This is a genomic window from Brucella sp. 22210 (assembly GCF_052045675.1).
Classification (GTDB): domain Bacteria; phylum Pseudomonadota; class Alphaproteobacteria; order Rhizobiales; family Rhizobiaceae; genus Brucella.
The window spans coordinates 86142-107883 of sequence record NZ_JBQEPD010000003.1; the positions used below are offsets into that span (position 1 = coordinate 86142).

Consider the following 21742-nt stretch of genomic DNA (forward strand, 5'->3'; position numbering starts at 1 on the left):
GCCTAAACTCAAGCGCCGATGATGCGGCGAATATCATTGACCGAAAGACCGAGGAAAGACTGCATGCCGATGGCAACCTGATAGGGCTCCATCTCGGCAATGAATGTGCGGAATTCGTCTTCGGTTGGTGGCGGTGCAAACCATTGCATGCGGCACAGATCATGGGTGTCGCTAAAGTGGCCCGCGCCATGGAGTATGTCATCGACATAACGGCCATAGAGGAAGCATTCCGAAAAACTGCGGATTGTCCCTAAAGCTGCCACCCAGTTGCGACCCGTATGGCTTTCGATGCGCTCGCACATGGACAGCATCGTGTCGCGTCGCCAGGAAACGAGCTGGCCGATATAATCGTTGAGTGCGTTCTTGCGGTCCTTGATGCCAAGCAGCTTTTCCGCATTGGCCGACCAGACCGGATGCAGGGGCCATTCAGGCTTGGCCAGCGCATCGGGACGCACGAAGAGGCGCATTTTGCCGCCCTGCCAGAGATTGCGGCAGTCGAAAGTGCGCAGGAAGGCGGTGTCGGAATCGGTATAGAGAAAGCCGTCTTCCCCCGTCACATTCGCCAGAGCAATGCGGCGCAATTGCTGTACATGCCAGCCGCGCAGCGGCTTGGCTTTCAGCGACAGCCAGATGCGGCGCTTGCCGAAGGAGGTTGGATCGGGAAAGACATGCAGCCAGGATGGCAGCAATTCCCGCTCGTCAATGATGATGCGGTGCGGCCCAGCCAGCTGCTGGAATAGTGCGACATCGCGCGGTTCGACGAGGATATAATGCGTGGTGAACCCGCAGACATGTTCATCCACGGTTTCGCACAGCAATTTGCAGCGCTCGAAATCCTTGTCGTAGCTTGCCGTGACAATTGCCGTCTTCATCGACCATCCCGCATCAAATATCCCGAAAGTCCGCTCAGCATGACCCGCCACAGGAAAAGCGGGTTGCCGACCAGATAGCGTCCCGCCAGTCGTGCTGGCTCGCGCATCAGCCGATAGGCCCATTCAAGCCGCATCTGGCGCACCCATTGTGGCGCGCGTTCGGTTGCGCCCGCCTGAAAATCGAACAAGGCCCCAACCGCGCAGGCCATGGTGCAATGCGCTTTGGTGATATGTGTCTGGATGAAGAGTTCCTGCAACGGCACGCCCATTGCGACCAGCAGGATATCCGGCCTGTCGCCTGCAAGCCGGTCGAGGATTGCGGCCATCTGGTCGGGTGCGAAAAAACCATCCGCATAGACCCGGTAGTCATGCTGCGGCGCAAACGCATGAAACGCCTCCGCGGCCTTTTCGGGAATGCCGGGCCGTCCACCGATCAGTCCGATACGCAGCGGGCGTTTGATATGGCCGAGCAGGCGCGGCACGAAATCCGTTCCGTTGAGATTGGCGGGGAATTTCTGCCCATAGGCAATCTTGCTGGCTATATCGACGCCAACGCCGTCGGGCAGCACGAGAAAACTCTGCAAAGCCTGCTTATAGGTCGCATCGGCATGCGCAACATTGGCGCAATGGGCGTTGAGCCATGCCACGCGCTGGAACTGTCCGTCTTCAAGCGTCTTGTCGAAAAAGTCGAGCGCTTCGTTCCAGTCGAAACAGGCGACATCGATGCCAAGAATATTGCGGGACGGACGGGGGCTTTGTTCCAGCATCATTGCGCTCCCGCCGCGCGCTTCGTGGTCCGACGAAGCGCATCCAGTCCGCGTGTGAGCGCCTGATCCATGCCGTCGATCTGTGAGCGGGTAAAGGCCTTGCCGTCCAGCATCTGGCGGTCACCTGCGCGGGCCTGCGCGATGCGCATTTTGATCGCCGCGGCAAATTCCGCTGGCGCGTCAGCAATAGTGCAGTTTTCGGGAATGCGCGCGATGCCGCGCACGGAATGCGGCGTGGCGACGCTTGGCATACCAAGCTCGAAGGTTTCAATGGTCTTCAGCTGAACGCCGGTGCCTGCGCGGCTGATCAGCGGCACGACGGCGCAACTTTCAACAAAGGCGGTGGCGTCCGATACTTTGCCGACGAAGTTTACAGCCGGCCAGGCGGCAATCAAGTCGGCTGGTGTGCTGCCGGCAATCGCGATGGATATATCCGATGGCAGCAGCGGCTTGACCTCTCTGAGGAACCATTCAAGGCCAATCCGGTTTGGATGCCATGTCCAGGTGCCGATCAAAGCGAGGTCATACTTGATATCGCGGCTGGCGGATTTGCGCCTGGCTGGCATGACCAGCGGGAAGGTCGCGGCTTTTTCCGGGGAGAGGCCTAGCGCTGGCGCATCGTCCTCGGCAAAGGTGAAGACGAAGGCTGCATTGTCACAAAGCCGCTTTTCCAGCCGCTTGAGAATGCGGGCTTCGCGGGAGAAGAGAAGCTTCTGGATAATGCCCTTGGCGTCTTCGGCGTTTTCGCGTGCCGAGCGGTGTTCCACATTATGCGCAACAAAAAGCGACGGCTTGTCACGAAATACGGCTTCGAACGCGCCGGGAAGGGCCACGCCGTTCAGCACATAGGCGTCAAAATCGCCGCAAGCCGCAATCGCTTCATGCAGTTTCATCGGCGGAATGACGCGCAGCTTGGCGGAGGAAACCGTCAGTCCGGTGAGGAAGGATTTGACAACCCAGCCGATTTTCTGCGTGGCGCTTGCACCTTCGGTGCGCACTTCCACTTCGCCCAGCACCACGACATCCGCGTCGGCGGCAGCCTTGCGTCCCGGCCATGTGAAGCCGATGACGGTGACATGTGCGCCAGCCCGGCGCAGCCCGTTGATGACAGCGGCATTGGCGACTTCATATCCAGTCGAAGCATCTTCGTGGGGCACGAGGGATGTCACGAAAACGAGACGCAACGGTTGCAATTCGACTCCTGCGGATATGCCGTATTTCTATGCCTTGATTCATAGCGGCGCGGTGTAAATGATCCTTAAACGCTCGCCTGATAAATAGGGCTTGAAATCAATTTATTGAATCGTGTTGAGTGCTGTTTTTCAGTACAACCGCACCAATTGAAGAATTGATGTGGCATAGAGCAGTTTACGTGTCAAAATTAGGGCATTTCCGACAAAAGGACCGATTGGTTTTGCATCGGATGATAGGGCGGCGGTTGAAAATATAATGGACAACAGGACGCCGAAGCTTCCCAATCACATTCAAGTCATTACTCAAACACCCCATTTGAATTTTACGAATGTCGAGGTGGTGGTGACGCTACCGACTTTTCGCCGTCCCGAGCATCTTCTGCGAACGCTGGAGAGCCTGAAGGCGCAGGTGACCGACCGGCAATTCGCGATCATCGTTGTCGAAAACGAGGCGGAGGAACAAGCGGGCGCCAAGGTTGCGGCACCGCTGTTTGCAGCTGGAACCTATCGCGGTCTGGTGATCGTTGAAACGCAGCGTGGCAATTGCAACGCCTATAATGCTGCCTGGCTGACGGCGCTCGGTTATTTCCCGAACATGAAACATGTTCTGGTGATCGACGATGACGAACTGGCCGATCCGTCATGGCTGGAAAACATGATGGCGGCAGCAGAACGCTATTCCGTCGATCTGGTGGGCGGTCCACAGGTGCCGGTCTTCGACCGCCCGGGGTCTGAGGCGTGGGCGCGTCATCCGGTGTTCCTGCCGACCTATCAGCGCAGCGGCCCGGTGCCCACGCTTTATTCATCGGGCAATCTCGCCGTCGCACGGCCAGTGCTGGAAGCGGCGGGCTTTCCGTTTCTCGATCCGATGTTCAATTTCACGGGCGGCGGCGACTCCGATTTTATCAGTCGTTCCGTCGCCAAGGGTTTCAGGACAGGCTGGTGCGCGGAAGCGCCGGTGCATGAAACGGTCCCGGCGCGGCGACTGGAAGGCGACTGGATCCGGGCGCGCGGTTTGCGCAACGGCATGATTTCAACCATGATGGAGCGGCGCAAGCGCAAGGACCAACCGTTGGGTGCAGCGCGGGTATTTGTCAAAAGTGCGCTTCTGCTCGGCTTCTCGCCGGTCAAGGCCTTGTACAAGGCGGTTCAGGCGCGGTGGGTTTCCGTGGGCGCCTATTATATCCATGTCGGATTGGGCCGGGTCATGGCGCATTTTGGGTATGAGAATGAGCAGTATCGCAACCCGGACAAAAACTGACAGCCGCGCCCCCGGCGCTGCTGCGGCTGGAGTTGCGGAAGCGCACCGGGCGCAGATGCGTAAGATCGCGCTCGTTGTCGCCATTGTCGTCATGTGCATTTTGATGATTTCGTTTCGCCCTTTCATGGCCGAACCGGAAACCGACGGCGGCGGCAGCGGCGATATCATCAACCAGCTTGGTTTCAGTCTTTTGGGCGTTGGGGTCATTGCGGCCCTTGCTACGTTGACCGACCCGCGAAAGGTGGCGCGGATTGTCGGCTTCGGCTGGTCGCTGATGTTTCTTCTGTTGTTCGCGTCGTTGATGCAGAGCGTCTATCCCGGCGTGGTGATGCGCGGCGCGGTTTTCACGATGATCGGCGTTTGCTGCGTTGTCGCGGTGCTGGCCTTGCCGCAGGATGGCGATGACTATGCGCGGCTGTTGATGACGGTGGCCTCCGTTGTGCTGGTCATTTCCTATGCCGGTGTGGTGCTGTTGCCGTCGCTTGGCACGCATGGGGCAGACCCGATCGAGCCACAGAATTCCTATCTCTGGCGCGGGGTGTTCAGCCATAAAAATGTCGCCGGTCCGGTCATGGCGGCTTTCGCTTTTTCGGGGCTCTATCTCTGGCGGCGGGGCTGGCGCGTCAGCGGCGCACTGATCGGCCTGTCGGCGCTGTTCTTCGTCTCGCAGACCGGGTCGAAAACCACCATGGCGCTCGTGCCGCTGGCCATGCTGCTGGTGATGGTGCCGGGTGCGCTCGGCCTGCGGTTTCTCACCGTCGCTGCCATCTTTTCCATTCAGTTTACGTTTGCCGTACTGACCTTCGGCTCGGTGCTGTTCGAACCGATCCGCTCCTTTGTCGAAAGCCTGGGCGTTGACGCCACTTTCACCGGGCGCGTGTCGATCTGGCAATTCGCCATCGAAAATCTACCGGGCCGATTATGGACCGGTTATGGCTATGAAAGTTTCTGGAAATCGCCAACGGCGCTGGAGGCGGCCAGGCCCTATTATCTCGGCTGGGACGTGCGCAACATGGTCCATGCCCATAATGGCTATCTCGATCTGGTGGTGGCCATGGGGCTTCCCGGACTGATATGTGGCGTGACGGTGATCATCGTAATGCCGCTGGTCAATTACATGCGGTGCAGGCCGCAGCGCGAGAACCTGCTTCTTGCAGATTATTTCCTGATGATCGTGTTCTTCTGCACGTTGAACGCGATGATGGAAAGTTTCTTTTTCCGGCGTGTTGATCCGGTCTGGCTGACCACCCTGTTCGGGATTTTCGGGCTGCGTCTGACATCCAGAATCAGCATACCGAAAAGGCTGGATTGATAATGCGCGCCGCCCCTATCGGAGATCATTCATGAATATTGCGATTGTCGGCACAGGTTTCGTTGCCGATTATTACATGACCACCTTGCGCAATTACCCCGAGCTTGTGCTGCGCGGCGTTTATGATCGGTCCCCGGAACGGCTCAAGGCGTTTGCAGCGCATTATGGCGCGCAGGTCTATGACAGTTTTGACGCCGTGGTGGCCGATCCGGACGTGCAGATCGTGGTCAATCTGACGACGCCGGAAAGCCACTACGATATTTCGCGGGCGGTATTGGCGGCGGGCAAGCATGTCTATTCCGAAAAGCCGCTTGCCATGAGTTTCGATGAGGCCAAGGCGCTGGTTGAATTTGCCGCCAGTCGCGGCCTGACATTGGCCGCAGCGCCTGCCAATGGTCTCAGCGATGCGCAACAGCTGGTCTCGTCCGCAATCGACGCTGTTGGCACGCCGCGCCTCGTCTATGCGCAGATGGAAGATGGTCCCGTTTTTCGCGACAAATGGTCGACATGGCGCTCGCAATCCGGCGCGGTCTGGCCCGGTCTACATGAATTTGAAATCGGCTGCACGCTCGAACATGCTGGCTATGCGCTGTCATGGCTGGTTTCGTTGTTTGGTCCGGTGGAAAGCGTCACGGCTTTCTCCGCAATCACCTTTCCCGACAAGGGGCCGGGCACAGAGCATCTTCAGATGGCTCCCGATTTTTCGGTCGGTTGCCTGCGTTTCAAGTCGGGCCTCGTGGCGCGACTGACATCGGGTCTTGCGATGCCGCGTGATCGCAGCCTGACGGTGGTGGGCGACAAGGGCTCGATCAGTGTCGATGATCTTTGGGACAATCGCTCCCCCGTGCGTCTTGAAAAGGCGGATGAAAAAACGCGGTTCTGGGCGCGGCTGTTCATCATTCTCGAAGTACGGATCGGCAAGTTTCTGTCGTGGAAGCCCGTCGCGGGCAAGAAGCTGCCCTATCCGAAGGGCAGCAAATCCGCTTTGCCATCCTATCCGTCGCAGATCAATTTTGCGCGCGGTATCGCCGATCAGGCACGCGCTATCGAAAAGGGCGAGACGGCGTTCTTCTCCGGCGATGTGGCACTGCACATCACCGAAATCGCGCTGGCGCTCAACAATGCTGGCGACAGTGCAGCCCCATACAGGATGAAGAGCAGTTTCTAATCCCTTGACACAATCCGATGCAGGATGTCAGCTACGGCTGTACTGTCCGCCAGCGGCATGACCGGACTTGAAATCGCACCGTTCACGACGGCATCGCGCACGGCAAGTGCCTGAAACTGAAGGCCGTTGCCGGAAAAGGCGTGGCTTTCGATTTTGCGGCCCGGCAGGGGCAGGCGGTTGATGATCTTGCTGATCAGGCCGGAGCCTTTGCCCGGACCGAAGGGCGACTTCAGTGCACCAGCGGAATAGACCGTCAGACGCTGGGCTTTCAGGAAAGGTCCGTGCAGCAGGAGCGCGCCCTTCGTTCCCGTGATCAGCATGCGATTGTCGCCATCCCGGTCGAAGCCGCAGGAAAGCCGGGCTTCTGCATCGGGCCAGAACAGTTCAATCTCCGTGCGCAGGTCGACGCCATTGTCCGCGCGCTTGCAGCGACCCTGCGAGCGCTCCGGCGCTCCCATGAAGAACAGCGCCAGCGAGACCGGATAGACGCCGAGGTCGAATGCCGCCCCGCCGCCAAGTTCGGGATCGAAGAAGCGGCTCTGTCGATCGTAGGCGCGAAGATAGGAGAGGTCTGCTTTGATGCGCGTGACCTTGCCGATAGTGCCGGTCTCAATATGCCGCTTCGCCGCCTGTATGGCAGGCAGAAACCGCGACCACATCGCTTCCATCACGAAAGTCCGGCTGATTTCGCTGGCTGCGGCAAGGCGCGCTGCCCCGGCTGCATCAAGCGCCAGCGGCTTTTCGGTCAGGCAGGGCTTGCCTGCGGCAATGACCTGCAAGGTCTGGGCGACATGCATGGCGCTGGGCGTCGCGACATAGACCGCATCGATATCCAGATCGGCAAGAAATGTACCCACTGCGTTGAAGGTCTTGTCGGCGCCGACACGGTTGCCGAAGGCTTCCGCAGCTTCCAGCGTGCGCGAGCACACGGCGGAAACGCGCATGCCGTCAATGGCCGCAATATCGGCGGCAAAGGCGCTGGCAATGGCGCCCGTTCCCCATATTCCCCAGCGGAACTCGTCTCGCGCGTTTTTCTGTCGCAATCTGCGCCTCGTCCTGCCTGCATTCACATAAATGTCTTATAACCTATGATAGCAGGCCAGAAGAGTTTTTTCCCTTCGAGAAATGCTCTCCAGAACAATAAGTGGCCCCTCATTAAAGGGTGGCCAATGCGATAGATGGGATGAGGATCATGGGTGCTGGATTTGTCGTGGCCGTTGCACGCGATGGCGAACATCGCTTTTCCAAGCAGCCCGTGCCGGAAATCCATATCCTGACCGGGCTCGGCGTCGAGGGCGATGCGCATCAGGGCACAACGGTGAAGCACCGCTCACGCGTGAAGGTGGACCCGACCCAGCCCAATCTGCGGCAGGTTCATCTCATTCAGGCCGAACTTTTCGACGAGCTGGCGGATAAAGGGTTTCACATTGCGCCTGCCGATCTTGGCGAGAATGTCACCACGCGCGGCGTTGATCTGCTGGGCCTGCCGAGGGACGCATTGCTGAAAATCGGCAAGGATGTGGTGTTGCAGGTGACAGGCCTGCGCAATCCGTGCCCGCAGATCGAAAACTTTCAGAAGGGTCTTCTCTCGGCAGTGCTCGACAAGACGCCCGATGGCGAAGTGATCCGCAAGACGGGCGTCATGACCATCGTTCTGTCCGGTGGGCATGTGCGGGCCGACGATCCGATTGAGGTCGAGTTGCCGCCTCTGCCGCATATCAAGCTGGAACGGGTTTAAAATCCCAGTCCTGTTGTTGCAGCCATTTGCAGAAGGCTGCAATGGCGGCAATCCGCAGATGCGCTTTCGGGAAGACAAGATAAAAGCCCGGCACTTTTGCTTCCGGCATGGTGGTCATGATCTCACGCCCGAAAGGCGCGACGAGACGCCCAAGCTTGAGGTCTTCCTCCGCGTCAGCGATGGAGAGCAGCCCGATGCCTAGGCCCGCCACGGTCGCGCGGCGCATGGTGGCGGCGTCCTGAAGGCGCATATTGCCTGCCGCCGGATCGAACGCGACGCCCATATGCGCCAGAACATCGGCCCATAGGTCGCCCGAAAGCACGGGATGCAGCAGCGTCATAGGAATAAGATCGGCGGGTGACGCGATCTGACGCGCCAGATCGGGCGTGCAGCAGATCACCTTCACGTCGCGGGTCAGCAGCCGGGTCTCATAGTTTTTCCAGCTCCCCTGAACATCGCCTCCAAAACCCCATTGTATGGCGACATCCACATCGTCGCGGGCAAAATCCGGCAGCTCCACCATGGTTGTCAGGCGCAGATCGGCGCCCGGCACAATATCGCGAAAGCCCCCCAGTTTTTCGAGCAGATAGCGTGTCGCAAAATAGGGGCTGGCATTGATGTTGATCCGGTCGCGCTGGCCGGTCTTGCTGATGCGGCGGATACCCTCGGCAAACTCGGCAAAGCCGGACTGGACATAGTGGCCGAGCAGAATGGCATTCTCGGTCGGTTCGACCGTGCGTCCCTTCCGCTCAAAGAGCTGAACGCCGGTCGTTTCTTCAAGCTGCTTGATCTGCTGGCTGACGGCTTGCGGGCTGACCAGAAGGTCGTCGGCGGCGCTGCGAAAACTGCGATGGCGCATTACCGCGTGAAACACACGCAGCGCGTTGAGAGGGGGCAGTCTGATTGTCCGCTCGCTCATATCGCTCCATCACAAATGCCGGCTGGTCATCTATTCGCTTTGTCCTGCGCCGAACCGCTTCGCGATTTTGCCGGAAACGCTATTTTCTATGTCATCGGCCCGAAGATCAGAACTGATTTCGGGCCGATGCTTCATTTTATTTCACTTGGCCGACACATAGCCCTTCGAAATATCTTCCGCGCGGGCTTGCGGGTCGCGGTTTTGCGGCTCGCCATAACCGCCGCCGCCCGGCAATTGCAGCACCAGCCTGCGTCCTGACGGGACATGCTGCCAGCCTTTCGGCTTCAGCTTGGTGCCGTCATCCAGCGCCACCACGCCCGGCGCGCCTTCGCCGCCGCCATTGCGGCCTCTGGCGCGATGGTGAACGCGGTCGAACATCGCCGAAAAATCAAATTTGTGGCCGGGAATGGCCTCGATTTCAATCGTCTGACCGAGGCCGCCGCGATATTCGCCGTCACCGCCGGAGTCAGGACGCAGTTCCTTGCGCCAGACGACAATTGGGCCGGTATGCTCGGTTGCCTCGATCGGCATGGTCATCACGCCGGACGGGAAAGCGGTCGCTGACAGGCCGTCAAGTTCGGGACGTGCGCCCATACCGCCGGAGTTGAACATCAGGATTTCGGCCTTGCGTCCGGCTTGACCCGCCACGGGACGCGCCGAAATGTGGATATTCCACAATGCGGCAGCGCCTTCGGCCAGAATCTGGCCGGGCAGGGCCTTGGCCAGCGCACCGAGAACGAGGTCTGGAACCATATGGCCGATGACGTGGCGCAGCGAAACCGGGGCCGGGCGCTCGGCATTGAGGATATTGACCGGCGAGGAGATCGTGAACAGTTCCAGCGAGGCCCAGTTGTTGGGAATATCCGGCGCGATCACGCATTTCAGGGCATAGCAGGCATAGGCCTTGGTGTAGATGATCGGGACATTGATGCCCCATGGGCTGACGGCATCGCTGCCCGCAAAATCGACATTGACCGTATCGCCTGCAATCTCGACCTTCGCCGCGAGGCTGATCGGCTTGTCGTAACCATCGGTGACAAGTTCGTTCGACCATTGGCCCTTCGGCAATGCGCGGATGCGATCCAGCGTTGCGGTGCGGGTGCGTGCAAAGATGAATTCGCCCAGCGTGTCGAGCGATGTCAGGCCGATTTCCTGCATCATGTCGATGAGGCGGTTATGGCCGACATCGTTACAGGCCGCGAGCGAATAGAAATCGCCGACAACCTGATTGGGCTCGCGCACATTGGCGCGCAGCATGCGCACCAGATCCTTGTTCACCGCGCCACGCTCGGCAAACTTCATGATCGGTATCTGGATGCCCTCTTCATAAACCGACTTGCCGTCGGCGCCGAAGCCGCGCCCGCCAACATCGACCACATGCGCCGTACAGGCAAAGAAGCCGACCAGCGTGTCGCCGAGGAAGGATGGCGACACCATGGTGATGTCGTGCAGATGACCGGTGCCTTTCCATGGATCATTGGTGACATAGGTGTCGCCGGGATACATCTCTTCGCGCGGGATTTCGGCCATGAAATGCAGCACGGCCTCAGCCATGGTGTTCACATGTCCAGGCGTGCCGGTCACGGCCTGCGCCAGCATGCGTCCCTGCGGGTCGAACACACCGGCGGACAGGTCGCCCGCCTCGCGAACCGAGGTGGAGAAGGCCGTGCGCAGAAGGGTGAGCGCCTGTTCCTCGACAACCGAGATCAGACGGTTCCACATGACCTGCATGCGGATTTCCTGTGTCGCGTCGCTCATGCTGCTGTTTCCTTGCGCAGGAGAAGAAGGGCGCCGTCATCCTGCATGACCACATCGAAGGGCGAGGTGACGACGGTGGAGGTTTCCCGTTCGACGATCACGGCCGGGCCGCTGACGCGCGCGCCGGGTGCAAGCGTGTGGCGTTCCACAATGGCGGTCGTCAGATTGGCGGCCTGTGCGGGGTCGAAGACGGCGCGGGTAACCGGCGTTTCCACGATCGCGCGACCGAAGGTCAGCGCATGGCGTTCCGGTGCGGGGCGTTCGTCCTGCGCCTTGACCGACCAGGTCACGATCTCGATTTCGAGACCATCCAGCCCGTCAATGGCGCGACCGAAGAAACGGGCATAGTTTTGCCGGAAGCTGTCGCGGATCAGTTCTGCGTCGGCTTCGGTAAAGCTGCGGTCGGGCAGCGTCACCGGGATTTCCCAACCCTGACCGACATAGCGCATGAAGGCGGTGATTTCACGCAGCACCTTACCGTTCGTACCTGCGCGGACAAAGCCTTCCGCCGTTGTCTTCAATTCATCCAGAAGCGTGTTGACGCTGGCAGCCTTGAAGTCCGACATGCGAACGATCTTCGAGGCCAACGCCTCATAGCCGAAAGGCGCCTTGAGGAAGCCGATGGCCGAGCCGACGCCTGCACCCGCAGGGATCAGACACTGGTCGATGCCGAGCTTTTCGCACAGGCGCGCCGCATGCAGCGGGGCAGCACCGCCAAAGGCGATCATGATATTGTCGGAAATGTTCTTGCCGTTTTCCACTGCGTGAACGCGGGCGGCATTGGCCATGTTCTCGTCCACCACTTCGCAGATACCGAAGGCGGCAGGCTCGACGGCAATGTTGAGTTTGTCTCCCACATCGCGCGCTACGGCTTTGGCGGCGTTTTCTACCGATAGGCGGATCGCGCCACCGGCAAAATTGTCCGGGTCGAGCTTGCCGAGCAGCAGATCGGCATCGGTGATGGCCGGGCGTTCGCCTCCGCGCTGATAGGAGGCCGGGCCGGGTTCGGAAGCTGCCGATTCCGGGCCAGTCTGGATGCGGCCCATGGCGTCTACCCATGCGATAGAGCCGCCGCCCGCGCCGATCTCGATCATCTCGATCACGGGAATGGAGATCGGCATGCCCGATCCTTTGCAGAAGCGATAGGTGCGGGCCACTTCGAACGTGCGGGCAGTCTTGGGAGCAAAATCTTCGATCAGGCAGATCTTGGCGGTCGTGCCGCCCATGTCGTAGCTTACCACTCTGTCGAGGCCAAAGCGCTGCGCCACATCGGCAGCAAAGATCGCGCCGCCTGCCGGTCCTGATTCAACGAGACGCACCGGGAATTCGGATGCGGTCTCTACGGTGATCAGCCCGCCGCCCGAGTGGATGAGGAAGACCGGGCACTTCGCGCCCATCTCCGCCAGACGCACCTGCAAGCGGGAGAGATAATCGGCCATCTGCGGACGCACATAGGCATTGGCGCATACGGTGTTAAAGCGCTCGAACTCGCGCATCTGCGGCGAGACTTCGGAGGAAATGGAAACCGGAACCGAAACCTTGCGCGCGATGATATCGCGGGCACGACGTTCATGATCCGGGTTCATGTAGGAGTGGATGAAGCCAATGGCCACAGCGCCGAAACCGCCCGCTGCAATGGTGTCGGCAATGGCTTCCAGCGCCGCTTCGTCGAGGGCCAGCAGTTCCTGCCCTTGCGCGCCGATGCGCCCTTTGACCGCAAAGCGATCCTCACGCGGGATTAGCGGCTTTGGCAGGCGCAGATTGAGATCATATTGCTCGAAGCGGCTTTCGGTTCGCATCTCGATGACATCGCGAAAGCCATCCGTCGTCACAAAGGCCGTGCGCGCGCCGCGCCGCTCGATCAGCGCATTGGTGGCCAGCGTGGTGCCATGAATGACAATGTCGAGATCGGCGGGGCTGATGCCCGCATCGCGGGTCACAATGGCAATGCCGTCGAGGATCGCCTGTTCGGGCGCGCTGTAATTGGTCAGAACCTTCGTGGAATAGAGCGCACCTTTGCATTCGAGCGCGATGTCGGTGAAGGTGCCGCCGATATCAGCGCCAAGGCGGATGGTCTGGCTCATGCTGGTTCCTTTTTAGAGCGCATTCCGAAAAGTGCGAAACGGTTTTCGGAAACGATGCGCGTTAAAATAAGCAGCTAAAGTGCTGATCTGATCCAATCAGACGGGCATTTTAGCGAGGGCTGCGGCGCGCATCTGGCTGAGCGTCTGGCGCGGTGTCAGCGCTTCGGGCGAAATGTTGAGATCGAGCACAGCGCCACTCCGCGATGCGCGGGCGCGGGCAAAAGCGGCAGGGAAGTCTTCCGTCCGCTCCACGCGCTCCGCGTGAAAGCCATAGGCCTTGGCAAGCGCCACGAAATCGGGGTTGTCCATCGTTGTGCCGGAAACACGACCCGGATAATTCCGCTCCTGATGGGCGCGGATCGTGCCATAGATACCGTTATTGAGGATGAGCACGATGGGTTGCGCGCCAGCCTGTTTGGCGGTCGCCAGTTCCTGACAGTTCATCTGGAAATCGCCGTCACCGGCAAAGCAGACAACCGTGCGCTCCGGAAAGGCCACTTTCGCGACAACCGCTGCTGGAAGACCGTAACCCATTGCGCCCGATTGCGGTGCGAGCAGGCGGCTCTTCTTGCCGAATTTGAAGAATTTGTTGGGCCAGACGGTGAAATTGCCGGCGCCATTGGTGAGAATAGCGTCTTCGGGCAGCACATCGCGGACATGCTCCATCGCCACCACCATATCGACCGGCGAAGGCTGCGAAGGCGCTGAAAAACTTGCCTCGAAAGTGGCGCGGGCATCCGCCCGCCACTCGCTCCAGTCGCCTTTGATTGGCTTCAAGGCCGTAACGAAAGCATTGGGGCCAGCCTGAATACCGAGCGTGGGCTGGTAGATCTTGCCGATCTCCCGGTCCGAACCGTGAACATGGATGAGCTTTTGCGCCGGAACCGGCACGGAAAGCAGCGTATAGCCATCCGTTGTCATTTCACCGAAGCGGACATTGATCGCGAGGATAAGGTCGGCATCGCGGATCAGCGCCTTGACATGCGGCAGCATGCCGACGCCTGCCTCGCCGACGAAGGCGGGCGAGAAATTGTCGAACTGGTCCTGATAGCGGAAGGCAGCGACAACCGGAATGTCGGAGACTTCAGCAAAGTTTTGCAGGGCGTCGCGTCCGGCCTCAGTCCAGTTGATGCCGCCCATCAGGATGACAGGTCGCTTTGCTGCGCCGAGCAAGGTCTGCACGTCGTCCAGAGCGGCGGCGGAAGGTGCGGCTTCGCTAATCTTTGCGGGGCCGGAAAGGGGGGCTGCATCTGTTGCCGAGGTCAGCATATCTTCCGGCAAGGCGATGACCACCGGGCCGGGGCGTCCCGTGGTCGCCGTCGTCCAGGCGCGGGCCAGAATTTCGGGAATACGGTCGATATCGTCGATCTCGGTCGCCCATTTGGCCATGGTGCCGAAGACGGCGCGGTAATCGATTTCCTGAAAGGCTTCACGGCCCTTCATATCGGTTCCGACCTGTCCGACAAAGATTAGCATCGGCACGGAATCCTGCGTGGCGGTGTGAATGCCGATGGAGGCGTTGGTGACGCCGGGGCCGCGTGTGACGAAGCAGAGGCCCGGTTCGCCGGTGAGCTTGCCCCAGGCTGCTGCCATAAAGGAAGCGCCGCCTTCGTTGCGGCAAAGCACGAAGTCGAGCGCGCCCTTGGTATCGTGCAATGCGTCGAGCACGGCAAGATAGCTTTCTCCCGGCACGCCGAAAGATTTTCTGGCTCCCAAAGCGACGAGGCTTTCGACGAGAAGCTGGCCTCCGTTACGCATCCCTGATTCCTTCCTGTGCGCCTTATCGGCGATCACCTTGTGAATGATCATGCCAGCCGGAGCGTTTTCACGAAATCAAGATAATCCGGCAATTGGCAAGTTTTACTTGTCTATCGGTAGGGCTATGGCGTGGGCTTTTCGCGCGCGCATAGCTGTTCGGTGCGCGGCTCTTGCGAGCCATGCCCGGTATGATGGTGATGAAACGACAAAGGCGACGCAGAGCGTCGCCTTCGCCTTAGTTTTCCTGAAACTTGACCATGGAGCCGCCGCCGGTCGCCTGATCGGTCGGGAAAACTTCGACGCGGGAAACATCGACAAAGACCGGCAGTTCGATCACCTGACCGATGATCTGGGCAATGTTTTCCGGCTGGATCGGGCGATAGCCATCGTAAAGCACGGCTTGTGCCTGATTGTCGGGGATCGATGTCCGGTAGAGTGCAGTCTGCACCCGGCCCGGTACGATTTCGCTGACGCGTACCGAAGTGCCCAGAAGATCGCAACGCAGATTGTCGCAAAACAGGCTCAAGCCAGCCTTGGGGGGGCCGTAAGCACCCATATTCGGATAAGGCGCCTGACCGCCGCTCGATCCGATATAGATGAGGTGGCCGCGCTTGCGCGCCACCATGCCGGGCAGAAAGGCGCGGGTCAGATGCATCGGCGCTTTCAGATTGATATCGACCATGGCGTCGATCTCGTCGGGGTCAATCTCGTGAAACAAGGCGCGGGTGGAAAGAATGCCCGCATTGTTGATCAGGATGTCGACCTCGACGCCAGAAAGCGCAGCCTCGATTGCCTTCGTGTCGCGCACATCGGCCTCAACCGTGAGCGCACCAGTTTCTGCGGCAAGGGCCGCCAGCGCCTGACTGTTGCGACCGACGGCGTAGACGGTCAGTCCTCGTTCGCGCAGTCGCGCGACGGTGGCCTTGCCGATGCCGCTCGTGGCGCCGGTGACAAGCGCAACGCGGTAGGGATCAGACATAGATATAGCCTCCGCTGACCACCACATTCTCACCGGTGGCATAGGTATTGCGACCGGAAGCCATCATGACGATCCACTGCGCCATTTCCACCGGCTCGGCGGCGCGTCCAAGCGCGCTTGCCTTGGCCAGTTCCGGCAGGAAGCCCAATTCCTTGGCGCGGTCGGTGGCAAAGCCCGCCGGTGCAACGGAATTGACCAGAATCTGGTCCTTGGCGCATTCCTGCGCGAAGGATTTGGTCAGGCTGACGACAGCCGCCTTTGTGGCTGCATAATGCGCGTTTTGCGGATGCGCCTTGAAGGCGTCGACCGAGGTGACATTGACAATGCGGCCCGTGACGTGAGGCACATCGACGAACTGTCGCATATGCAGAACGGCGGCCACCATCATGTGATAGGTGCCCTTGACGTTGATGGCGTTTTCCAGATCCCAGTCTTCATCCGTGATTTCAAGGATTGGCTTGCGCGGATAGATGGCTGCGCTGTTGACGAGCGCATGCACGCGGCCTAGCTTGCCGGCGACGTCGTTGAAGCCCTGATGGGCAGATTCGGCTCGCGAAATATCTGCGACCGAAGTCGCGACTTCAACGCCCAGTCCGCGCAAGGTTTCTGCGGAACTGGCGAGTAGTTCCGCATTGCGGTCTATGAGGCCGATTTTGGCCGCTCCGTTTTCCACCATCAGCTTTGCTGTCGTCAAACCCAGTCCCGAAGCGCCGCCGACAATGATAATGGTCTGATCTTTCACGTTCCGCCTCTTATTGGTCTTGCGTGGGAAGAATTGTATGTTATCACTTATATGCCAAGTTGAAGGCGATGCAAGAGGTTTTTTGAGTCCCACATGATTCCGTCCCTGATCAGGAAACAGCCCTTCAATGGCCTGACACTCGAACTCTCGCAACACCTGGCCCAGGCGGGCTTTCAAGGTGAAGTGGAGGTCGGTGACAGCTCGCGTACCGTCTATTCCACCGACAATTCCATCTATCAGGTGGAGCCGACCGGCATCGTGTTTCCCAAGGGAACCGACGACCTGAAAATCCTTGCCACGGTTCTGGAACAGCCTGCATTTCGTGACGTGGTGATTTCGCCGCGCGGCGGCGGTACCGGCACCAATGGCCAGTCCCTGACCTCCGGCATCGTGGTTGACTGCTCGCGCCATATGAACCGCATTCTGGAAATCGATACGGAACGGCGCGTGGCCCGCGTCCAATCCGGTGTGGTGAAGGATCAGCTCAACAAGGCATTGAAGCCTTATGGCCTGTTTTTCGCACCGGAGCTTTCCACCTCCAACCGCGCCACCATTGGCGGCATGGTCAGCACTGATGCATGCGGGCAGGGGTCGTGCCTTTATGGCAAGACCAGCAATCACATTCTGGGGCTGCAGGTCGTCCTGACCAATGGCGAGGAATTGTGGTCTCGCCCGCTCGACGGGCCAGCGCTGGCGCAAGCTCAGGCGAAGCCGGGCCGTGTCGGTGAGATTTATCGCGCCGTCGAACGCATCGCGACCGAGAAGCGGGCGCTGATCGACGAGATTTTCCCAAATCTCAACCGCTATATGACGGGCTATGATCTGAAGCATCTGTGGCGCGAGGATGGTCGCTTTGACCTCAACGCCATTCTGTGCGGGTCGGAAGGTACGCTGGCCATGATCGCGGAGATCGAGGTCAATCTTCTGCCGATCCCGGCGCATGCGCTGCTGATCAATATCCGCTACGACAGTTTCAATACGGCGCTGGAACATGCCCGCGCGCTGGTCGCGCTGAAGGTCGCTTCGGTTGAAACCATCGACGAGAAGGTGCTGGGGCTCGCCAAGAAGGATATTGTCTGGCCGGGCATTGCGCGGTTCTTCCCGGATGATGCCAGCAGCCCGACCAATGGCATCAATATTGTCGAGCTGGTGGCCGATGACGCAGATGAGCTTGAAAGCAAGTTCCGGCACGTTGTCGCTGCGCTCGATGCCGATCAGTCCGGCGGTGGCAAGCCTTACACTATTGCGCGCGATCCGAAGGATATCGAGGCAATCTGGACGATGCGCAAGCGCTCGGTCGGTCTGCTTGGCAATGTCGACGGGCCGGTGCGTCCGGTGCCTTTTGTGGAAGACACGGCGGTTCCGCCGGAAAACCTTGCCGCCTATATTCGCGAATTCCGGGCGCTTCTGGACGGGGAAGGCCTCAGCTACGGCATGTTCGGCCATGTTGATGCGGGCGTGCTGCATGTGCGCCCGGCGCTTGATCTGACGCGGACCGATCACGAGCCGCTGGTACGCAAGATCAGCGACGGCGTGGTTGCGCTGACCCGCAAATATGGCGGCGTGCTGTGGGGTGAACACGGCAAGGGCGTGCGTTCGGAATATGTACCCGAATTCTTCGGCGCGCTTTATCCGAGCCTGCAGGAAATCAAGGGTCTGTTCGACCCGCGCAACCGGCTCAATCCCGGCAAGATCGCGACGCCGTCTTCGCAAGCGTTGTTGAAGATTGATGAAGTGCCGCTGCGTGGCCAGTTCGACCGGATCATCGGCCTGGAAATCCGCGAGGCTTTCGACAACGCCGCCTATTGCAACGGTAATGGCGCCTGTTTCGATTTCGATGATGCCAGCCTGATGTGCCCGTCCTACAAGGCAACACGGGACCGTCGTTATTCACCGAAAGGCCGCGCTTCGCTGATGCGCGAATGGCTGCGACTGATGGCGGAGAGCGGAAAAGACCCGCGCAAGGAAGCCGGACAGGCCCGCAACGCCGGTGCCATTCGTACGCTGCCTGTGCGTCTGTGGAACTCTATCAACCCAGCCAATCGCAACGATTTCTCGCATGAAGTGCGCGAGGCGATGGATAGCTGCCTCGCCTGCAAAGCCTGCGCCGGGCAATGTCCGGTAAAGGTCAGCGTTCCGGCGTTCCGGGCCAAGTTCCTTGAGATCTACTACGGACGCTATGCCCGCCCGATCAAGGACATGATGGTGGCGAGCATCGAGAACACGCTGCCTTTGTTTGCACGGCTGAAGCCTGCGTACAATGCATGGGTACGCTCCGGTCTGGGTCGCGCTGCCATGCGCCGGGCCGGGCTGACGGCCTTGCCGGAAATGCCCGCTTTGTCGCTGACACGTGAAGCGCAGCGCATGGGCGTGGCTGTCGCAACGCCGGAGCGGATGCGGAAACTTTCGGATGCGCAGCGACAAGAGGCGGTTGTGTTCGTTCTGGATGCCTTCACGGCCCATTTCGATCCGGCTGTTGGGCTATCGGCTCTGCAACTCGCTCGCAAGATGGGCTTCACGCCCTATCTTGCCGCGCCCAACCAGAACGGCAAGGCGCTGCACGTCCACGGCTATCTGGGCGCCTTCGAGAAAACCGCGTCGAAGTCCGTCCGCTATCTCAACGAATTGGCGGAAATGGGCATTGCGCTGGTCGGTCTCGACCCGTCGATGACGCTGACCTATCGCAGCGAATATAAGGGTGTCGAGGCAGCGCGGATCAAGGCGCAGGTCAATCTGGTGCAGGAATGGCTGGAGGCCAATCGCGACCGTCTGCGCGGTCTCGACAATGCGGCGCAAGAAAAGCGTCTGCGTCTGCTGGGGCACTGCACGGAGCGCAGCAATGTTCCATCATCGATGAAGCAATGGAAATCCGTGTTTCAGCAGATCGGCGTGGAACTGGATGTACCGGAAACGGGCTGTTGCGGCATGGCGGGCACTTTCGGCCACGAGCTCCGCAATCGCCCGATTTCGGAAAAGCTGTTCGCTGCGAGCTGGAATGGTATTCTCGCATCGTCCGGTGAGAAGGATATAGTCATGGCCACCGGCTATTCTTGCCGTTCTCAGGTCAAGGCGATTGAACGCCGGTCCATCCGGCATCCTGTTCAGATACTCAATGAAATGGTACTGCCTCTATAGTTAGTCATCACGTGATTTATAAAATCAAATAACCAGCGCTGGAGTTAAATGTCGTGTCAATCATTACCCAACGCGGAAATCTGGCGGAAATTGTCGTCGCGGAACTGACGACCCGGATAGACTCGGGTCTCTATGGTCCGGGCGACAAGCTGCCGTCCAGCGCCCAGCTATGTGAAGAGTTTGGCGTCAGCAGAACCGTCATCCGCGAGGCGCTGACCTCGCTCAAGGTGGCAGGGCGTGTCACCACGCGGCAGGGTGCGGGCGTCTATGTCACCGACAAGGACGTGAAGGCGCTCAATTACGAGATCAGCCGGATCGACGATATTCGCTCCGCAATGCAGATTCTCGAATTGCGGCTTGGTGTGGAAATGCAGTCGGTGGCGCTTGCCGCCACCCGTCGCACACCCGAGGCGCTGGCGGAAATCGCCCGCGCTTACGATCATCTGGAAAATCTGGAAACCGATGATCCGGAAGTCGAGGCACGCGCCGATTTCGATTTCCACCTTGCAATTGCGCGGGCAACCCGCAATCCGCATTTCCCGAGTTTTCTGGAAGCGGTGATCGGCGAGATCAACTTCGATCTGCTGCTGAAGCACCGCCAGCCCGTGCGGGCTTCGCGGTCTTATCTCAAGAAGATCAACAAGGAACACGCGATGATCCTTGCCGCGATCACGCAGGGCGATGCAAAGGCGGCGCGCAATGCGCTGGTGGCGCATCTGGAGGAAAGCCTCAATCGTTATCGCTCCTTGCTGGAAGAACCAGCCAGCGATGCGCTGACGGACTGAGTAGCGGAAACAAAAAGAAAAGCCCGGAACCGGTGACGGTTTCGGGCTTTTTGATTGTGTCTGCAAGGCCGGTCAGATCACGGCATCCTCCAGGAATGGACGGTTAGCCGTCACGCGCTCAAAGCCGAAGGGCGAGAGGTCGAGCGTCTTGAACGCGCCATAGATGATCAGTTCGCTCAAGCCGCGTCCCATGGCTGGCGACTGCTGCAATCCGTGACCGGAAAACCCGTTGGCGAACAGGAAGTTCTTCACCTCGGTATGCGGTCCCAGAATGACATTGTGATCGAGCGTGCAATAGTCGTAATGGCCAGCCCATGAGTTGACGACCTTGATCGCCTCGAAAGCCGGAACGCGATTGGCCAAGGTCGGCCAGATTTCCTCGTCAAACTCGTCATGCATGACATCGAAATCGTTCGGGTCGACTTCCGGGTCGTGCTTGGGATAGGTGCCCATCAGATAGAACTTGCCTTCAGGCCGGAAGAACACGCCGCTTGGGTCGATGGTCAGGCCCACCTTGCCTTCCAGCGGTGTGCGGCAATCGACGACGAACAGCGAACGGCGGCGTGGTTCGACCGGAATGTCCAGCCCGGCCATGCGGGCGACTTTCTTGCCGTTGGTGCCGGACGTGTTGACCATCGTGCCGCAGGCAATCGTCTGCCCGCTTTTGGTGGTCACGGAAACAATGCGGTCGCCCTCACGGTTGACGGCCACCACCTCGTCCTCGATATATTCGACGCCGAGCGAGCGCGCCTTCTTGCGGAAACCCTGCATGAGCGCGGAACTGTCGAACCAGCCTTCGCCGCGTTCGCCGGTGCTGCCAAGCGTCAGCCCCTCAAGATTGAGCCAGGGAAAGCGCTGGCCAAGGCCATCCACATCCAACAGCGAAACTTCCGCGCCGCAGGAAACCTGCGTTTCATGATTGCGTCGCAGAACCTGATCGCCGCGGTCATCGGCGGCGAGGAACAGATAGCCTGCTTCGTGGAAGCCGATTTCCGGCGTGTCGTCATCGACGGCCACGTTTTCGCGGAAATTGCGGATGAATTCCGTGCCGAAGCGCGAAACCTGCACATTAATGGCATTGGAAAACTGATGGCGGATGGAGCTGGACGACAGCGCCGTTGCCGAGCGCTGATAGGTCCAGTCCTTTTCGATCACCAGTATGGTGCCGTTGAAATCGGGGTTGGTCGCCAGAAAATAGGCGGTCGCGCTGCCCACAACTGCGCCGCCGACAATGACGACATCATAGGAAGTCTTGGAAGCCTGCATTGTAA

The 21742-nt window shown here is 59.6% G+C and carries 17 protein-coding genes; 6 read left to right on the plus strand and 11 right to left on the minus strand.

Annotated elements, in window-relative coordinates:
• Nucleotides 1-8: 8 nt before the first annotated feature.
• The 3 genes from ACTJKP_RS05370 to ACTJKP_RS05380 are packed head-to-tail and all read right to left on the minus strand — an operon-like array spanning nucleotide 9 to nucleotide 2832.
• A complete protein-coding gene (locus ACTJKP_RS05370) occupies nucleotides 9-872 on the minus strand; it encodes a DUF6492 family protein (RefSeq protein ID WP_138783405.1) in 864 nt (287 codons plus the stop codon).
• A complete protein-coding gene (locus ACTJKP_RS05375) occupies nucleotides 869-1639 on the minus strand; it encodes a WecB/TagA/CpsF family glycosyltransferase (RefSeq protein ID WP_440629937.1) in 771 nt (256 codons plus the stop codon). The genes ACTJKP_RS05370 and ACTJKP_RS05375 overlap by 4 nt, the downstream gene beginning before the upstream one ends.
• Nucleotides 1639-2832, minus strand: coding sequence for a glycosyltransferase family 4 protein (locus ACTJKP_RS05380; RefSeq protein ID WP_440629938.1), 1194 nt, complete (start codon nucleotides 2830-2832; stop codon nucleotides 1639-1641). Before ACTJKP_RS05380 ends, ACTJKP_RS05375 begins: the two co-directional genes overlap by 1 nt.
• Nucleotides 2833-3088: 256 nt before the next feature.
• On the opposite strand from ACTJKP_RS05380, the gene ACTJKP_RS05385 reads away from it, so the two are divergent.
• From ACTJKP_RS05385 to ACTJKP_RS05395, 3 genes are read left to right on the plus strand one after another with little or no spacing between them, the layout of a single operon-like run.
• Nucleotides 3089-4093, plus strand: coding sequence for a glycosyltransferase family 2 protein (locus tag ACTJKP_RS05385; RefSeq protein WP_440629939.1), 1005 nt, complete (start codon nucleotides 3089-3091; stop codon nucleotides 4091-4093).
• Nucleotides 4062-5405, plus strand: coding sequence for an O-antigen ligase family protein (locus tag ACTJKP_RS05390; RefSeq protein ID WP_440629940.1), 1344 nt, complete (start codon nucleotides 4062-4064; stop codon nucleotides 5403-5405). Before ACTJKP_RS05385 ends, ACTJKP_RS05390 begins: the two co-directional genes overlap by 32 nt.
• Nucleotides 5406-5436: 31 nt before the next feature.
• Entirely contained in the window at nucleotides 5437-6573 is a 1137-nt protein-coding gene (locus ACTJKP_RS05395; protein WP_440629941.1) for a Gfo/Idh/MocA family protein, read from the plus strand.
• On the opposite strand, the gene ACTJKP_RS05400 is transcribed toward ACTJKP_RS05395, so the two are convergent.
• Nucleotides 6570-7616, minus strand: a complete 1047-nt coding sequence (locus ACTJKP_RS05400) for a Gfo/Idh/MocA family protein (protein WP_440629942.1) — start codon at nucleotides 7614-7616, stop codon at nucleotides 6570-6572. The two genes, ACTJKP_RS05395 and ACTJKP_RS05400, sit on opposite strands and share 4 nt — an antisense overlap.
• 149 nt (nucleotides 7617-7765) lie before the next feature.
• On the opposite strand from ACTJKP_RS05400, the gene ACTJKP_RS05405 reads away from it, so the two are divergent.
• Nucleotides 7766-8311 carry an MOSC domain-containing protein gene (locus tag ACTJKP_RS05405; RefSeq protein WP_078339041.1) on the plus strand — a complete coding sequence of 182 codons (546 nt, stop codon included), beginning with the start codon at nucleotides 7766-7768 and terminating at the stop codon, nucleotides 8309-8311.
• On the opposite strand, the gene ACTJKP_RS05410 is transcribed toward ACTJKP_RS05405, so the two are convergent.
• The 6 genes from ACTJKP_RS05410 to ACTJKP_RS05435 all read right to left on the minus strand — a co-directional run bounded on the left by ACTJKP_RS05410 (nucleotide 8292) and on the right by ACTJKP_RS05435 (nucleotide 16551).
• Entirely contained in the window at nucleotides 8292-9230 is a 939-nt protein-coding gene (locus tag ACTJKP_RS05410) for a LysR substrate-binding domain-containing protein (RefSeq protein WP_440629943.1), read from the minus strand. The genes ACTJKP_RS05405 and ACTJKP_RS05410 overlap by 20 nt on opposite strands.
• A gap of 141 nt (nucleotides 9231-9371) precedes the next feature.
• Entirely contained in the window at nucleotides 9372-10988 is a 1617-nt protein-coding gene (locus ACTJKP_RS05415) for a hydantoinase B/oxoprolinase family protein (RefSeq protein WP_440629944.1), read from the minus strand.
• A complete protein-coding gene (locus tag ACTJKP_RS05420) occupies nucleotides 10985-13072 on the minus strand; it encodes a hydantoinase/oxoprolinase family protein (RefSeq protein WP_440629945.1) in 2088 nt (695 codons plus the stop codon). The genes ACTJKP_RS05415 and ACTJKP_RS05420 overlap by 4 nt, the downstream gene beginning before the upstream one ends.
• 96 nt (nucleotides 13073-13168) lie before the next feature.
• A complete protein-coding gene (locus ACTJKP_RS05425; protein WP_440629946.1) occupies nucleotides 13169-14830 on the minus strand; it encodes a thiamine pyrophosphate-binding protein in 1662 nt (553 codons plus the stop codon).
• Between the two features lie 235 nt (nucleotides 14831-15065).
• The gene (locus tag ACTJKP_RS05430; RefSeq protein ID WP_440629947.1) at nucleotides 15066-15809 is read right to left on the minus strand and encodes an SDR family oxidoreductase; all 744 of its coding nucleotides are present in this window, start codon (nucleotides 15807-15809) and stop codon (nucleotides 15066-15068) included.
• Nucleotides 15802-16551, minus strand: a complete 750-nt coding sequence (locus tag ACTJKP_RS05435) for an SDR family NAD(P)-dependent oxidoreductase (RefSeq protein WP_440629948.1) — start codon at nucleotides 16549-16551, stop codon at nucleotides 15802-15804. The genes ACTJKP_RS05430 and ACTJKP_RS05435 overlap by 8 nt, the downstream gene beginning before the upstream one ends.
• A 93-nt stretch (nucleotides 16552-16644) precedes the next feature.
• On the opposite strand from ACTJKP_RS05435, the gene ydiJ reads away from it, so the two are divergent.
• Together ydiJ and ACTJKP_RS05445 are read left to right on the plus strand one after the other, a co-directional pair.
• On the plus strand, nucleotides 16645-19686 hold the full coding sequence (ydiJ, locus tag ACTJKP_RS05440) for a D-2-hydroxyglutarate dehydrogenase YdiJ (protein WP_440629949.1): 3042 nt from the start codon (nucleotides 16645-16647) through the stop codon (nucleotides 19684-19686).
• A gap of 53 nt (nucleotides 19687-19739) precedes the next feature.
• Entirely contained in the window at nucleotides 19740-20471 is a 732-nt protein-coding gene (locus ACTJKP_RS05445) for a FadR/GntR family transcriptional regulator (protein ID WP_078339034.1), read from the plus strand.
• A 72-nt stretch (nucleotides 20472-20543) separates the two neighbouring features.
• Here ACTJKP_RS05445 and ACTJKP_RS05450 read toward each other — a convergent pair whose 3' ends face one another.
• Nucleotides 20544-21737: an NAD(P)/FAD-dependent oxidoreductase gene (locus ACTJKP_RS05450; RefSeq protein WP_440629950.1), complete on the minus strand. Its 1194-nt coding sequence runs from the start codon at nucleotides 21735-21737 to the stop codon at nucleotides 20544-20546.
• Between the last annotated feature and the right edge of the window lie 5 nt (nucleotides 21738-21742).